At 44.2% G+C, this 15232-nt stretch carries 16 protein-coding genes, 1 pseudogene and 1 other annotated feature; of the genes and pseudogenes, 3 read left to right on the forward strand and 14 right to left on the reverse strand.

What is annotated here, in order from left to right; translation table 11 throughout:
* Positions 1 to 146: 146 nt before the first annotated feature.
* A complete protein-coding gene (locus M1D98_RS13650; RefSeq protein ID WP_435576449.1) occupies positions 147 to 1115 on the reverse strand; it encodes a glycoside hydrolase family 43 protein in 969 nt (322 codons plus the stop codon).
* 155 nt (positions 1116 to 1270) lie between these two features.
* On the reverse strand, positions 1271 to 2356 hold the full coding sequence (locus M1D98_RS13655; protein WP_010329716.1) for a M42 family metallopeptidase: 1086 nt from the start codon (positions 2354 to 2356) through the stop codon (positions 1271 to 1273).
* 182 nt (positions 2357 to 2538) lie between these two features.
* Between M1D98_RS13655 and ysdB the strand changes: the two genes are divergently transcribed.
* Positions 2539 to 2931, forward strand: coding sequence for a sigma W pathway protein YsdB (ysdB, locus tag M1D98_RS13660; protein ID WP_121643053.1), 393 nt, complete (start codon positions 2539 to 2541; stop codon positions 2929 to 2931).
* Positions 2932 to 2947: 16 nt separating this feature from the next.
* Here ysdB and M1D98_RS13665 read toward each other — a convergent pair whose 3' ends face one another.
* Genes M1D98_RS13665 through infC form a run of 4 tightly spaced genes read right to left on the reverse strand, consistent with a single transcriptional unit; the run spans position 2948 to position 4397 of the window.
* Positions 2948 to 3217, reverse strand: a complete 270-nt coding sequence (locus M1D98_RS13665) for a DUF1294 domain-containing protein (protein WP_121643054.1) — start codon at positions 3215 to 3217, stop codon at positions 2948 to 2950.
* A 54-nt stretch (positions 3218 to 3271) separates the two neighbouring features.
* Entirely contained in the window at positions 3272 to 3631 is a 360-nt protein-coding gene (rplT, locus tag M1D98_RS13670; protein ID WP_010329713.1) for a 50S ribosomal protein L20, read from the reverse strand.
* Between the two features lie 31 nt (positions 3632 to 3662).
* Positions 3663 to 3863, reverse strand: a complete 201-nt coding sequence (gene rpmI / locus M1D98_RS13675; protein ID WP_003184267.1) for a 50S ribosomal protein L35 — start codon at positions 3861 to 3863, stop codon at positions 3663 to 3665.
* A 12-nt stretch (positions 3864 to 3875) separates the two neighbouring features.
* The gene (gene infC / locus M1D98_RS13680; RefSeq protein WP_082022621.1) at positions 3876 to 4397 is read right to left on the reverse strand and encodes a translation initiation factor IF-3; all 522 of its coding nucleotides are present in this window, start codon (positions 4395 to 4397) and stop codon (positions 3876 to 3878) included.
* A gap of 58 nt (positions 4398 to 4455) precedes the next feature.
* Positions 4456 to 4586 (reverse strand) — a sequence feature (ribosomal protein L20 leader region).
* 328 nt (positions 4587 to 4914) lie between these two features.
* Between infC and M1D98_RS13685 the strand changes: the two are divergent.
* A pseudogene (locus tag M1D98_RS13685) lies at positions 4915 to 5554 on the forward strand (hypothetical protein).
* A gap of 29 nt (positions 5555 to 5583) precedes the next feature.
* Here M1D98_RS13685 and lrgB read toward each other — a convergent pair.
* The 4 genes from lrgB to lytS all read right to left on the reverse strand — a co-directional run bounded on the left by lrgB (position 5584) and on the right by lytS (position 9361).
* Complete coding sequence (lrgB, locus tag M1D98_RS13690; RefSeq protein WP_268522159.1) at positions 5584 to 6279, reverse strand: antiholin-like protein LrgB; 696 nt, start codon at positions 6277 to 6279, stop codon at positions 5584 to 5586.
* Between the two features lie 20 nt (positions 6280 to 6299).
* Complete coding sequence (gene lrgA / locus M1D98_RS13695) at positions 6300 to 6740, reverse strand: antiholin-like murein hydrolase modulator LrgA (protein ID WP_268559683.1); 441 nt, start codon at positions 6738 to 6740, stop codon at positions 6300 to 6302.
* A 133-nt stretch (positions 6741 to 6873) separates the two neighbouring features.
* On the reverse strand, positions 6874 to 7602 hold the full coding sequence (gene lytT, locus M1D98_RS13700; RefSeq protein ID WP_268559684.1) for a two-component system response regulator LytT: 729 nt from the start codon (positions 7600 to 7602) through the stop codon (positions 6874 to 6876).
* A complete protein-coding gene (lytS, locus tag M1D98_RS13705; RefSeq protein ID WP_010329707.1) occupies positions 7580 to 9361 on the reverse strand; it encodes a two-component system sensor histidine kinase LytS in 1782 nt (593 codons plus the stop codon). Before lytS ends, lytT begins: the two co-directional genes overlap by 23 nt.
* A 175-nt stretch (positions 9362 to 9536) precedes the next feature.
* Here lytS and M1D98_RS13710 point away from each other — a divergent pair, with 175 nt between their 5' ends.
* Positions 9537 to 10319: an HAD family hydrolase gene (locus M1D98_RS13710; protein ID WP_010329706.1), complete on the forward strand. Its 783-nt coding sequence runs from the start codon at positions 9537 to 9539 to the stop codon at positions 10317 to 10319.
* Between the two features lie 40 nt (positions 10320 to 10359).
* Here the strand turns inward: M1D98_RS13710 and thrS are convergent, their stop codons facing one another.
* The 4 genes from thrS to dnaI form a co-directional block, all read right to left on the reverse strand.
* Entirely contained in the window at positions 10360 to 12291 is a 1932-nt protein-coding gene (gene thrS / locus M1D98_RS13715; protein ID WP_456279648.1) for a threonine--tRNA ligase, read from the reverse strand.
* Positions 12292 to 12689: 398 nt separating this feature from the next.
* Positions 12690 to 13535, reverse strand: a complete 846-nt coding sequence (gene ytxC / locus M1D98_RS13720) for a putative sporulation protein YtxC (protein ID WP_121643060.1) — start codon at positions 13533 to 13535, stop codon at positions 12690 to 12692.
* 78 nt (positions 13536 to 13613) lie between these two features.
* On the reverse strand, positions 13614 to 14255 hold the full coding sequence (locus M1D98_RS13725; protein WP_268559719.1) for a TVP38/TMEM64 family protein: 642 nt from the start codon (positions 14253 to 14255) through the stop codon (positions 13614 to 13616).
* A gap of 31 nt (positions 14256 to 14286) precedes the next feature.
* The gene (dnaI, locus tag M1D98_RS13730) at positions 14287 to 15222 is read right to left on the reverse strand and encodes a primosomal protein DnaI (protein ID WP_456279649.1); all 936 of its coding nucleotides are present in this window, start codon (positions 15220 to 15222) and stop codon (positions 14287 to 14289) included.
* Between the last annotated feature and the right edge of the window lie 10 nt (positions 15223 to 15232).

Raw genomic sequence — 15232 nt, forward strand, 5'->3', positions numbered from 1 at the left:
GGTTACAAGGTTTTCAGGTGAAAAAACGTGTTCTTACATCTATGATTGCTCCGTCAATTCATCTTCCGATTCCGCTTTCCATTAGAAAAAGCCCTGATGTATCAGGGCTAAACAAAGAGAATAAGATGTGAACGGTTGGCTTTATCTTAATAAGACGGCCAGCCTGAACTCCAATTCAAATCATTGATTAACATCTTTGGAGTTCCGTTGTCTTTTGCATCATAAGCATGACGCACGAGTATGTTCCCGTTTACGATATCCTGTCCGCCCGGCCCTTTCCACTGTTCATTGCCGGCATCAAGAATCGTACCTCCTCCATCCATCATGCTTCTACCGCTTCTGTCTACATAAGGACCTGTAATATTTTTCGATCTGCCATAAGCAATTTTGTACGTACTATTTACGCCTTCACAGCATTTATCGAATGAAACCATTAAGTAATAGTAGCCATTATGGTATGTTAATGTAGGGGCTTCCAGAGCGCCGCCGTTATTTGGTCTGGCTGCTATTGAATATAATGAACCGGTTGGTTTCATCGTAGACTTATTTAATTTTGTTAATTTAATTCCGCCCCAAAATGAACCGAATGCAAGCCAAGGGTTTCCATCTTTATCAATGGTTAACTCAGGATCAATGGCATTATAATTATTGGCACTTGTTGACCGAGTAACTAGCCCTTCATCCTTCCAGTTGCCTGAACTGAGATTAGTAGCTGAAGCAAGGCCAATTAAAGAGGTATTGCTTCCAAACGAAGAAACCGAATAGTAAAGCCAGTACTTTCCGTTGTAATATGACACATCCGGAGCCCATTGGTTTCGTTCGAAATGAGGCACGTATTGGCGCCACCATGATAAAGGACTGGTGAAAATGGATTTTTGAACTCTCCATACCCCGTTGCTGTCCGCTTTCAGTACACGAAGTCCGTTTTCATCTGCAAGCCCTGTCCCGAAGGCATACCAAGTATTTCCTTCCTTTGCCATCGTCGGATCATGCAGAAGCTCATTCGATGCCCCCCAAAAAGCCGCTGATGCCGGTAAAGCGGACAACATTAAAGCACCAGCTGTTAAAGCTGCACAAGAAAAACGCAATAACCCAGAAAACGCTTTCTTTTTCATGTTCTTCAAATCCCCCTTTTTTTGAGATATAGAAAACTTGTCTAACCTCCAGACTAGCACATATTTTCTATATATATCCTTATTGTAGGGCTGCTTATTGAATTTGTACAGACAAAAAAATAGAATCCGCCTTTTATAGCGGATTCTGATGATTTTTATTCGTATGTGATTTGGTCAACTGTCTTTCGGTCTAATTTTTTAATCACTTCTGTAATTAATTTGACCGCATTTTCATAATCATCACGATGCAGCATAGCCGCGTGTGTATGAATGTAGCGGGTTGCAATGGTAATGGACAGCGCAGGAACACCATTTGCCGTCAAATGGATGGCTCCCGAATCCGTTCCGCCGCCGGCAATGGCATCAAATTGGTACGGAATGCCAGCTTCCTCCGCCGTAGCGACAACGACATCCCGCAAACCTTTGTGAGAAACCATGGATGCATCGTATACGATAATCTGCGGCCCTTCGCCCATTTTACTTTGCGCTTCTTTCTCAGAAATCCCAGGTGTGTCCCCTGCTATTCCTACATCAACACCAAACGCAATATCAGGCTGAATGGTGTAAGCTGCTGTTTTCGCCCCTCTCAGGCCGACTTCTTCCTGCACGGTACCCACGCCATACACAATGTTTGGATGGCCTGTGTTTTGTAAATTTCTTAACACATCAATGGCAATCGCACAGCCGATGCGGTTGTCCCACGCCTTCGCCAAGAGGAATTTTTCATTGTTCATGACTGTAAATTCAAAATGAGGAACGATCATATCTCCCGGAAGCACGCCCCATTCCAAGGCTTCTTCTCGGCTTGAAGCGCCGATATCAATAAACATCTCTTTTATTTCCACTGATTTTTTTCTCGCTTCAGGAGATAAAATATGAGGCGGCTTTGAGCCGATAACCCCTGTGATTTCCCCTTTTTTTGTCACGATGGTGACACGCTGGGCCAGCATTACCTGAGCCCACCAGCCGCCAACAGTTTGGAAACGGATAAAGCCTTTATCAGTGATTTGTGTCACCATAAAGCCGACTTCATCCAAATGCCCGGCAATCATAATTTTCGGGCCGTTCTCCACACCTGTTTTTTTGGCAATTAAACTGCCCAGCCGATCCGTAGTCACCTCATCAGCAAATGGTTCTATGTATGATTTCATCACTTGCCTTACTTCTCTTTCATTGCCCGGTATGCCTTTTGCATCTGTTAAATCTTTCAGCATGGTCAGTTGTTCATCTAATTTTGCCATGTTCCAAAAACCTCCTTCTTGTCCTGCATTCTTATTATACAAAACCTGACGCTAACCATACGACTATTTCACTTGAAAATCGGGTATATGTTTTTAGAACTTTTCTTTTAAAAAAGTGAAACCTTTTTCTGTTCTCTTCGTATTACATCAGATCATCACAATAAGGGAGGTGCCTTCACCCAATGTTTACCATGGTTCTAAGGCTGATATTGCTTGCACTTTTTGCTTATTGTATTTATGCTGCAGTCAAATATGTCGCCAGTCCAAAGAGAAGGCTCAAACTGGCCCAATCAAAAGAACTTTTTTATATTATCGATGAACAGAACAATGCCCGAAAGAACTTTCAATTAACGTATAAAGGCGTGCTTTTTGAGGGAGAAAAGCATATTCCTTCCAAAGATCATCCACTGTTTATCCATACCATTTTTGTTTGGACAGAATCTCCTGAGAAGCTGAAGCATTTCTCTGCAAAAGATTTCGAGAACATTGAAGAAAAAGTGCTGGAACGATATCCGAATTGCAAAATTGACTGGGACCAGCCCATTAAACTCACAAAAAAAGCAGAAGAGCGCTAAAACGCTTTTCTGCTTTTTATAAATCAAACGGGCTGTAATAAATGCCGATCAAGATCGCTTCAATGACCAGAAGAAGCGGGACTCCGTACTTAAAAGAGGCGTGCTTCGTTTTATGTCTGAAGGTTTGCATGCCAAGCCAGACACCGAGAGCTCCAAACACGATCGCTATCAGCCACAGACTGTCTTCAGAAATTCTCCATTTGTGCTGCCGCGCTCTTCGTTTGTCAGCGCCCATCACCCAAAAACCGCACAAATTGATCAGCACCAAATAAACAGCAATACCCATGTTTCTCATCCTTTATATAAAAAAGCCGCTCTGCTGGAGAGCGGCTCTATGTGATTACTTGTTTAATTGAGCTTTAGCAGTATCAGCAAGCTGATTGAATGCAGTAAGATCGTTTACAGCAAGATCAGCAAGCATTTTACGGTTTACTTCGATACCAGAAAGCTTAAGACCGTGCATTAAACGGCTGTAAGAAAGACCGTTCATGCGAGCAGCTGCGTTGATACGAGTAATCCAAAGCTTACGGAAATCACGTTTTTTCTGACGACGGTCACGGAAAGCGTAGTTTCCAGATTTCATGACCTGCTGGTTTGCTACTTTGTATAATCTATGTTTTGAACCGAAATAACCTTTTGCTAATTTAAGAACTTTTTTACGACGCTGACGCGACACAGTTCCGCCTTTTACTCTTGGCATTAAATTTCCCTCCTAATTGTTCCTTGTCCGATTACTTGATGTTAGCAAGCTGTTGTTTGATGCGTTTGAAGTCTCCTGCGCTTACAACAGCACTCTTGCGAAGCTTACGCTTTTGCTTTTGAGATTTGTTGGCGAATAAGTGACTTGTATATGCGTGAGAACGTTTTAACTTCCCAGAACCTGTCTTTTTAAAACGTTTAGCAGATCCGCGGTGAGTTTTCATTTTTGGCATGGGATTTCCTCCTTATTGCTTTTCGTTTTTCGGCGCGAGCATTAAGAACATGCTGCGGCCGTCCATTTTTGGTTTTGTTTCGACAGTCGCAACGTCAGCACAAGCTTCAGAAAAACGGTCTAACACACGCTGGCCGATTTCTTTATGAGTGATTGCGCGTCCTTTAAAGCGGATAGAAGCTTTCACTTTATCGCCTTTTTCAAGGAATTTAATCGCATTTCGCAATTTCGTATTAAAGTCATGCTCATCGATTGTCGGACTTAATCTAACTTCTTTTAAGTTAATGATTTTTTGATTTTTGCGTGCTTCTTTGTCCTTTTTCTGCTGCTCGAATCGGAACTTACCGTAGTCCATAATGCGGCATACAGGCGGTTTTGCATTCGCTGCAACTAACACAAGGTCAAGATTTGCGCGGCCGGCGATTTCAAGTGCTTCCTGACGGGACTTGATTCCAAGCTGGTCGCCATTTTGTCCGATTAGACGGACCTCACGTGCACGGATACCCTCATTAACCAATTGATCTTTGCTAATAATGAGCCACCTCCATAGTTTCTTCGAATTGATTCACAACTCATTTTGACTGCATTCTGCAGGCAAACAAAAAGTGCGGGCATTATAAAACACCCACACTACGAACATCTGTATCAATAAAAATGTACGGTCAACCTGCCAACTACATGCGTGTGTCAATCAGGTGAGAAGCGGGTGCTTCTGCTTGTGATTTATATTCAATTCAATAACTATTCTACACAATGCCGGATCTTTAGTCAAGGACGACTTCTCCGGAACAACTTTTTCATTGTAACATGGGTTTTCTATGAGCGCAAGAGAGAAAAAGAAAATCTTTCATCCTCATCCAGAATGCAAAGCTTCTGATCCGCTCAGCCGTGCACCAAGTGTCCTATTGAATAAGCTTGCGTTCAGCCCTTGCGATGCTCCATGACCAATCCCCTGAAATACTAAAATAGCTGATTTACTGCCCTCTTACCCAGTAACTTTCAGGAAATAAAGTTAACACTGCCGATATAAGAAGTGGAAAGGAGCCCGACATATGAACAAACCGATACAGCTTGCTTTATTTTTCACATTGATAGTAACCGGTTGCTCGAATAGCAGCACATCTGCCGAACCAAAAATGGCAGATGTTAAGACAACCCCGTTTCATCATGAGAAGCTAGAAAAAGAGCTGAAAAAACTAAAACCTGTTTCATTGGAAAGGACATTTGAAAGTCCGCTCGCTGCTGAATTAGGAAAGCGGAAAGCAAAAGAAGAGGCAGAGAAACAAAGACAAATCGCGGCCGCGAAAAAGCGTGAGAAAGAGCGAGAGGCGAAACGAAAGAAACAGCAAGAGGAAGAGGCGGGAAGACAGAGATTGGCAGAACAGCAGGCGGCAGCGGAGAGACAGCGGTTAGCGGAAGCGGAAAGACAAGTTGAGCTCGAAAGACAGCGGCAGGCAGCAAAGACAAAAAGAGCGGGAAGCGCAGGCACAACGGCAGCAATCCGCGACACGCTCCTCTAATAGCCAACATGCACCGTCTTCTTCGAACCAGACAGATGATACCATTCAACAGCCGGCACCAGAGCTTCCTGATAACGACGGCTATGGTTATGAAGAGCGAAAAAAGTGGCATGACGATCAAGTGGAATGGGGCATTAAACAAGGATATATCGATCCCGAAGACGCACCTTAAAAGAAAAAGCCAAGGCCGCGGGCCTTGGCTTATCCTCCGATCAGCTGCACGAACACAGGAATGACCAGAACCGTTACCACTCCAACTACAACAACCGCAATACTTGCCATCGCTGCTTCGACTTCTCCCATCTCGATCCCGACGGCTACACCGAGTGCATGTCCGGACGTACCAAGAGCCAATCCTTTAGAAATTGGATTCTTTACTTTAAACACCTTCAAGAACAATGCTCCGAGCGCATAAACAATAACAGCGTTAAAGATGACCGCGAAAGCTGTGATATTGCTGATGCCTCCGATGTCTTTTGATAGAGGAAGCGCAATCGCCGTTGTAGCCGCCTGCGGAAGCATGCTTTTCATCACGGCCGCATCGAGGTGAATGCCTTTTGCGAGCAAATAAACAATCGTGACAGAGCAGATAGAGCCGGCAATAATGGAGGACATGATTTGCCACCAGTATTTTTTCAGCTTATCTCTTTGTTTGTACAGAGGAATGGCAAAAGCGATCGTCGCCGGTTCAAGGAAAAACTTAATGATCTCTCCCCCGTTATTATAGTCCGCGTAGGAAAAACCGCCGATTTTTAAAAATGCAATCCCTAGCACCATAGCAACAAACAAAGGCGTGAAAAGGAAGAAGCCTTTCGTTTTCTTAAATAAAAAGGTGCCGATGCCGAATGCAGCCAGTGATACGACAATTCCGAAATAAGGACTCATTGTGCTTTCCATCTGATGAACCTCCTGTTTCCTTAATGGTGAACGAGTTCGTTATTGTTCTGCGGGCTTTGCACTGGTTTTGTTTTCATGTCCGCTGCGGATTTGCGTTTTCCGCTCAGCAAAAGAATCAGCTGAGAAAACAATCCTGTAGCCCCTAGCAAAATGATCGTTGCAAGCAGTATGACAAGGACAATTTGCAGGCCGTATTGCTGCATGACACCGAGCGAATTCATAACAGATATGCCTGACGGGACAAATAAAAATCCGATCAAAGAGGTTAAAGACGTTCCGAGCGTTTCCACTTGTTCCAGTTTAATCACTTTCAAACATAATAGAAGAAATAATAAGACCAACCCTATAACCGATGCTGGGATAGGTATTGGGACAATAGCAGCAATCATATTCGAAATCAGCATAATGACGGCAAAAATAAATGCTTGTGTTAAAAACCCGTACACTTTTTTAGCACTCATTTTCTTCACCTCTTTCTCTTTGGTACCCTCATTATAAATAAGAACATCTCATTATGAAGCGCTTACAAGGTATCATGCCGAATATTCGGACTGAGTTGCAGAATCAAATGGCTGAAATGCAAAAAGCCGCCCATCAAATATGGAGCAGCTTCTTCAATTCCTTTGCGTATGTCCGGCTGACCGGTATTTTTGATCCGTCTTTCATCATTAGATTATATGTAGAATTAAACCATGGCTGAATTTCTTTAATATATTCGGTATTGACGACAAAGCTCCGATGGACGCGGATAAAATCAGCGTCAGGCAGCTTTTTCTCAATGACAACGAGCGTATCGCTGACTGTATAAGAATTTTCGAAGGTTTTTACGTTGACATGACCATCTTCCGTTCCGGCATAGATGACGTCTTTCGTATCGACGATTACAATTGATTCTCCAACAGATAACGCGAGTTTATGCTGGCCGGCATGGCTGTTCTGTTCTGTTTCAACGATATCCCGACTGACTTTTTTATATTTTTTCAGCGTTTGTAGAATTCTTTCCTCATCGAAAGGCTTGGTTAAATAATCAAGAGCGTCCACCTCAAACGCTTTGAGCGCATACTGGTCATACGCGGTCGCAAACACAACAGCAGGAGGATACTTCATTTTCTTCAATCGCTTTGCGATATCAAAACCATTTTCTCCGGATAAATCTACGTCTAAAAACAGCAAATCAGGTTTTTGATCCATCATTTGGTCAAAAGCAGATTCGATATTTTCCGCTTCATTGATTATCATTTCCTCTTTATTGGCCCGCTTGAGCAAGTAAGCCAATTCGTCCCTTGCCAGCATCTCATCATCAACGATTAACACCGTGAGCATGTTTTTCTCCCTCTTTCATCTGTTGCATTGGCACTTGAAAGGAAACCTCTGTCCCTTTCTGAACCTCACTTTTGATATTCAGTACGGCCTGCTGTCCGAATAAACCGGTCAGCCGCTGATTCAGGTTATAAAGCGCTGTACCGGTTCCCTCCTTAGACGGAAACGGCATCTTTCCCAGTTCCGGCAGGACGTCCGGCGGAATTCCCCGTCCGTTATCCATCACTTTCATATAGACGAATGAATCATCAGATAAGACACAGACCGTTACTTTGCACATGTCTTGTTTTTTCGGAAACGCATGCCGAAGCGCGTTCTCCACAAGCACCTGTAAAACAAACGGAGGGATTTCAATCTGCTCCAGCCTGCTGTCGATATTGAGCTCAACCTTATATTTCCCGGGAAAACGCGCCTGTTCTAATGACAAATAGGCGTGAAGATGGTTCAGCTCCTTTGAGAGCGGAATCAGCAGCTGTCTGGCCCCTTGAAGGTTTGAACGAAAATATACACTGAGCTGCAATAAGAGCTTACGGGTTTTTTCAACATCTGTGCGGCATAATGCAGAAATCGTGTTGATCGCATTAAATAAAAAATGCGGATTCACCTGTGCCTGAAGCGCTTTGATTTCAGCATCCTTGAGAAGTTTGCTTTGGAGCTCCGCTTCCCCAAGCTCAAGCTGAGTCGAAAACAGCATAGCCAGCCCTTCAGCAAGCTCCTCCTCTACCTGGCTAAGGCCTGCAGGGTTTTTAAAATACATTTTTAAGGTGCCGATTGTGTTGCCGTTTGATGTCAGCGGCAACACTATCGCCGCGTGCAAAGGACATTCAGCATGCGTGCATTCAATCTCTTCCTGAGAAATGGCCTTCATGATTTCTCCTGTTTTAATCACCTTTTTGGACAAGCCGGTGATCAAGCTTTTTGATGGGATGTGATGATCCATTCCCGCACCGACATGCGCGAGAATCTTCTCATTATCAGTGAGAGATACCGCATCTGTTCCGGTCAGCCTATGGATAATAGCCGCTACACTTTTACAGGAGTTTTCATTTAGTCCTTGGCGGAAAAATGGAAGTGTCTGGTCAGCAATCGTCAGCACTCTATGCGTTTCAAGCGCCCTCGCCTGCTCCTCTTTGCGAATGATCGCCTGAATAATCGACAGGAAAATAAAACTGCCTGTTCCGTTGATGAGTATCATCGGGATCCCGATCATGCTGACAAGCTCCCAAGCGTCACTGAACGGCTTTGCCATCAGCAAAATAATCACCATTTGCAGTGTCTCCATGCCGATCCCCACAAGAGCGGCGATACGCGGTGTCGGCATTCGGTAGCGCTTCGTAAAATACCTGCCGATCAGGCCTGCAAGAACACCTGCTAAAACGGATGATACCGCACAGCTTAAGGCCGTGCTGCCGCCGAGCGAAAAGCGATGCAGCCCCGCCAGTACACCGATTCCCGCCCCTACAAACGGCCCTCCGAGGAGGCCTCCGATTTCCACGCCCAAAATACGGGTATTCGCGATAGAACCCGACGGATCTATCGCAAACACCCAGTCATTGTTTACAATCATATTTTTTTGAATTTCGATGCCTGTATAATTGCTGATGATGCTGAAGAGAGAAAAAATAGAGATTAAAACCGCTTTTCCTTTATAGCCGTCCTGATTTTGCAAAGCTTGTCTAAAAAGCTTCGTATGGGCGAGAATAAACCCCAAAATCACAATAATCCCTACCCTTTCAAGCATCATAATCATTAAATGTATCATGCATGTCACCTGTTCTTTCCGTTTTCATTCTAGCATGTTTTCGATCAATGAGCTTCACGGCTGACTGTTTTTTTAAAATCATCTGAAAACATATTTCACAAGGCTTTTATCTATTGTAAAATAAAACATGAGCCTTTTGGCTGAAAGATTTGAATCTGAAGCAGAGGAGAAGATCATGAAAGCCGTATTTTTTGATTTAGACGATACACTACTTTGGGATGAAAAAAGCGTCAGAACAACATTTGCAGAAACTTGTTTACAGGCGGAGAAAAAATATGGCCTTGACCCGCAGGCATTTGAAGCAGCTGTTCGCGAAGCGGCGAGAGAATTGTACATGTCATATGAGACGTATCCATATACAGTGATGATCGGCATTAACCCGTTTGAAGGACTATGGTCCAATTTCTCAGAACCGATCAGTGAAGGATTTGAGAAGCTGAACAAGATTGTGCCGGAGTACAGAAAAAACGCATGGACAAACGGACTGAAAGCCCTTGGCATCGATGACCCCGCATATGGCGAATACTTGGGAGAGTTTTTCGCGGCTGAGCGCAGAAAACGCCCGTTTGTATATGATGAAACATTTGAAGTGCTCGATCACTTAAAAGGCAAGTATGAATTGCTGCTTTTGACAAACGGTGATCCGAGTCTGCAAAAAGAGAAACTCGCCGGCGTTCCTGAGCTCGCCCCTTATTTCAATGAAATCGTCATCTCGGGCGCTTTTGGCAAAGGGAAACCGGATGTATCTATTTTTGAACACTGCCTGAAGCTGATGAATATTGAAAAAGACGATGCGATCATGGTCGGCGATAACTTGAATACCGATATTTTGGGCGCTTCAAGGGCCGGTATCAAAACCGTTTGGGTCAACCGCACGGATAAGAAAAACGAAACCGATGTGACGCCTGATTACATTATCAGCAGCCTTCATGATTTGTTTCCTATCATAGAGAAATAAAAAAAGCATGATCTCTTCTTTGAGATCATGCTTTTTTCGCTTATTTTTTCGCTTCAGCTACTGCCTTTTTCACAAAATCATCAAGTGAAATGGTGTCAGAATTCTGCTCTCCGTACTTACGGACGTTTACCGCTCCGTTTTCTGCTTCTTGGTCACCGACCACAAGCATGTACGGGATTTTTTGCATTTGCGCTTCACGGATTTTGTAGCCGATTTTTTCATCACGGATGTCGACTTCTACGCGCAGGCCTTCACGCTGCAGGCGTTCCTGCACTTTTTTCGCATAGTCTAAGTGCACAGCTGGAGAAACCGGGATGACTTGGAATTGAACCGGTGCTAGCCATGTTGGCAGCGCGCCTTTGTGTTCTTCGATTAAGAAGGCGACAAAGCGTTCCATTGTTGATACAACGCCTCTGTGAATCACAACCGGACGGTGCTGCTTGCCATCTTCACCAATATAAGTCAGATCGAAACGTTCAGGCAATAAGAAATCAAGCTGAACTGTAGACAATGTTTCTTCTTTGCCGATCGCTGTTTTCACCTGAACATCAAGCTTAGGGCCGTAGAATGCCGCTTCACCTTCTGCTTCGTAATAGTCATGGCCGATTTCGTCCATGGCCTCTTTCAGCATGGATTGCGCTTTGTTCCACATTTCATCGTCATCAAAATATTTCTCCGTGTCTTCAGGATCACGGTAAGACAGACGGAATGTGTAATCACTTAAGCCGAAGTCTTCATATACATCCTGAATCAATCGGACTGTACGGATAAACTCGTCCTTAATTTGATCAGGGCGCACAAAGATATGCGCATCGTTTAATGTCATGCCGCGAACACGCTGCAGGCCTGAGAGCGCACCTGACATTTCATAGCGGTGCATCGTTCCCAGCTCGGCAATCCGAATCGGAAGTTCGCGGTAGCTGTGAATGTCTTGTTTGTAAATCATCATATGATGCGGGCAGTTCATTGGACGCAGCACAAGGGTTTCATTGTCCATTTCCATTGGAGGGAACATGCCTTCCTGGTAATGCTCCCAGTGCCCTGATGTTTCATACAGTTCTTTGCTTCCAAGCACTGGTGTGTATACGTGCTCATAGCCGAGACTGATTTCTTTATCGACAATGTAGCGCTCGATGACGCGGCGGATTGTCGCGCCTTTTGGCAGCCAAAGCGGCAGGCCTTGTCCGACTTTTTGAGAGTTCGCAAACAGCTTTAATTCTTTGCCAAGCTTTCTGTGGTCACGCTCTTTCGCTTCTTCAAGCATGCGAAGATGCTCTTCAAGATCAGTTTTTTTGAAGAAAGCCGTGCCGTATATGCGCTGAAGCATTTGGTTATTGCTGTCACCGCGCCAGTATGCGCCTGCAAGGCTTAACAGCTTAAACTCTTTGATTTTCCCTGTTGAAGGAACGTGCACGCCGCGGCACAGGTCAAAGAATTCGCCTTGTCCATAGATCGAAACGGTTTCTCCTTCAGGAATCGCATCCAATAATTCAAGCTTCAGGTCATCACCGATTTCTGCAAAACGGGCTTTTGCTTCTTCACGGCTGACCTCTTTTCGAACGATCGGGAGGTTCGCATTGACGATTTTTTTCATTTCTTTTTCAATTTTCGGCAGATCCTCCGGCGTAATCGCTTCTTCCATCTCTACATCGTAGTAAAAACCGTTTTCGATGACCGGGCCAACACCGAATTTCACATCTTTGTAAATGCGTTTAATCGCTTGAGCCAGCAAGTGAGCCGTACTGTGGCGCATAATTTGAAGACCTTCTTCAGAGCCTTCTGTAATGATTTCCACTTTACCGTCTTCATTGATCGGCATTTTCAGATCAATTTCTTTACCGTTCAGTTTTCCGGCTAATGATTTCTTCTTTAACCCCGGACTGATGGATGCCGCGATATCTTCTGTTGTTGTTCCTTTCGCAAACTCCTTGACTGCTCCATCAGGAAATGTGATTTTTACCATCTCTGACATCTATGTCACTCCTTTTTTTACATATAAAAACCCCGCCCCCTATGAAAGGGACGAGGTTGAATAAACGGAATCGTGGTTCCACCCTTTTTTCCGCAAAGCCAATCCTTCGGCACATGCGGCTCTAATCTCTGTAACGGGAGTTCCCGTCAGCTATTACTGCTCCTTATGAAGGGGGTTCACAGCTGAAGTTCAAAGGCGGTAAAGCGAATGGTCCTTAGCTGGGAAGCTTACAGCCGGGGCTTCCCTCTCTTTGAGCCGGTATCATTCCTTCATGTCCTTATCAATACGTGTGTCTTTCTTAATCTCCTATGTATTATAAATTGTTCATTCCAAAAAATCAACACGATCGCATTGCCTTTTTTCAAACCGACAGCCCTATATATACAGGCTGCCGGCCCTTATCCTTCTGATTGCTTTACCGGGATTTCAGCGGCTGAAAAAGCATGCAGCGGCATCATTTCCATTCGCTCTTGAAATACGTTTTGAATGGTCCTTGCCATCATATGCTCGGGCTGGTCGGTATAAAGCACCACTTCATCAGGCGCAATGGAGATTAACGGCGCGAGTAAATGAGAATCAATGTACATAGGATGATCCCTGACAAACCGCCTGTCTATGTATTTCATTTTTTCCCGTTCCGGCACATAGCGCAGCTCCCATATTGTAAAAGAACCGTCATGGACAATATGCACCTTTTTGATTCTCGGCTGTTTGGCTGTCACATAGTCTCTGAGTGTTTGAATAAAGTTTTGATATTCCTGTTCCATCTTATATTCATCTATCGCCGTTTCCGTAATGTCTCTCAACTGCTTGTAGTATTGTCCAAGCCGGAATGTCTGAAAGGAACGAATGGAAAATACCCCTTCTTCTAAACAGATCGTTTGGAGTTCATCTAAAATAGCCTGTTTCCGAGAAAGCTTTATCGGCTCAAACGGAAGATTGTCCGCTTCGCCTTCAATAATACTGTGTGCGAGCTGAAGGATTTGCTGTTGTTCATCCAGATCGGTGAAACAGTATGTTCCCTCAATCAACGACAGCATATGCTCGTCTTCTTTGCATTCTAAAAAAAATTTGACCAGAATCGGCTCCATAAAACGCTGAATAGAGAAAGCCGGCTTCGCTTTTTCAATCTCGATGTTCCGTATGCCTTCACGGACAATGATATTGTTCCGATCATCCGAATGCTGAATGAGATGTAAAAAAGCAGCTGCGTCATGGTCATCTTCAAAGATTATTTCAAGCATGTTTGTCCCCCCTTACGGCATCTGTTACAAGTATATGGGGGATGTTTTCAAAATAGACGTAAAGGTCATTGGCAAATCTTAATTTGATTCTTGGAACAAGTTTTGCATTTTCTTTCTGAAGAGAAACGGCAGCGAGACAAAAATGATATACAAAGCGAGCACCATAAAGAAAGCGGGCTGATTCCCAGTTGAAACGCTCGCTCCGAGCACATTCAGCGCAATGGTTCCGGGGATGATTCCCGCGGCCGTTGCCGCAAAATACGGCAGCTTTTTGACATTGGAAAGGCCTGCCGCATAGCTGACGAAATCAAAATTAATCGGCAGGATTCTTAAAAGCAAGATATAAAAAAATCCATTGTCCTCCATCTGCTTCTGAATCGCTTCCAGCTTTTCGTACTGGCCGTTCTTTTTTCCCGCAAACAAACCGGCGGCAAAAAACGAAACAGCCGCAGCGCACATTGAACCGAATAATGTGTAAAGCGTGCCGAGGAGCGGGCCAAACGCAAGTCCTCCCGCTATAGAAACAACAGATACAGGAAATAACACAAAAGGTCTGAAGATGGATATACCAATAAATATCAGCGGCGCAAAGACCCCGAACGATAATACCCATATCCTGATCTCTTTCGGCGAGAGATTCAAATACGTTTTATTTCCCCAAAAGATTAAACCAGCACCTACAAACACTGCCAGCCATTTAACAGCCGTTTTTCGTTTCATATCCTCAGTTCCTTCCCCTTCGAACCGCAGTTTACGGATGTCGGCGGTTTTCTCCGTCCAGGCGGATTGGAGCAGCCAAATATAAGATTCGCTCCATTAATCTTGCGGCTTTTACTTCTTCCTTTTCTCCCCTTTGCGAGTACGTAAAATGGTGCTTCAGCTCGTCAGGTGAGAAATTAGACGAAAAGAAAGTCGGCAGTTGCTGAGACATTCTGTGCTGGAGCACTGTTCCGATGACTTCATCCCTTACCCAGCTCGTCATTGATTCTGCTCCGATGTCATCAAGCATCAATACGGGTGTTGTTTTAACCATATTGAGCTTCTCTTCCAAAGACTTGTCTTGCAGCGAATTCTTAAGCTCTCTCACAAATTCGGGCACATAGACGATCATCGAGGAATACTCTTTTTCCGCGAGCTCATTGGCGATCGCAGCGAGCATAAACGTTTTTCCTACTCCGAATTTTCCGTACAAATACAGTCCTTTCCCTTTTCCCGTCTCATTATAGCTTTTCAGGAAATCCGTAACATGCTGAAACATCGCAAGCCTGCTCGGATCGCTTATATCAACTTGCTGGAAAGTCGCCCCGAGAAGATCCTGCTGAATATACATGCTTTTCATAAGGGATTTTTGTTTTTTCTGCTGATCGAGCTTCCGTTTAACCGGACATTCATAATACTCGATATCAATAGACCGGCCATTGACAACAAGCTTCGGATGGTAGCCCTCCAACAAATTGTTGCAATCTTCATCTTCCGAACAATAAGAACATTTCTTGCTTTGCCCGGTATATTCATAAAGCTTATTCAAGCTCTTTTCGATCATTTTTTGGTCAATTATGTTTTCGTTTTCCTTCAAAAATGACTGAACATCTTGATCCTTCATGACCTTTTCCTTCATTTGTTCAAGACGTTTTTGGAAATCCGGCCTGCCGGTTACGCCCTGCAGGGAACGGCCGATTGGTTCCATCTATTCCTTC

The sequence above is a fragment of the Bacillus sp. K7 genome (assembly GCF_053903245.1).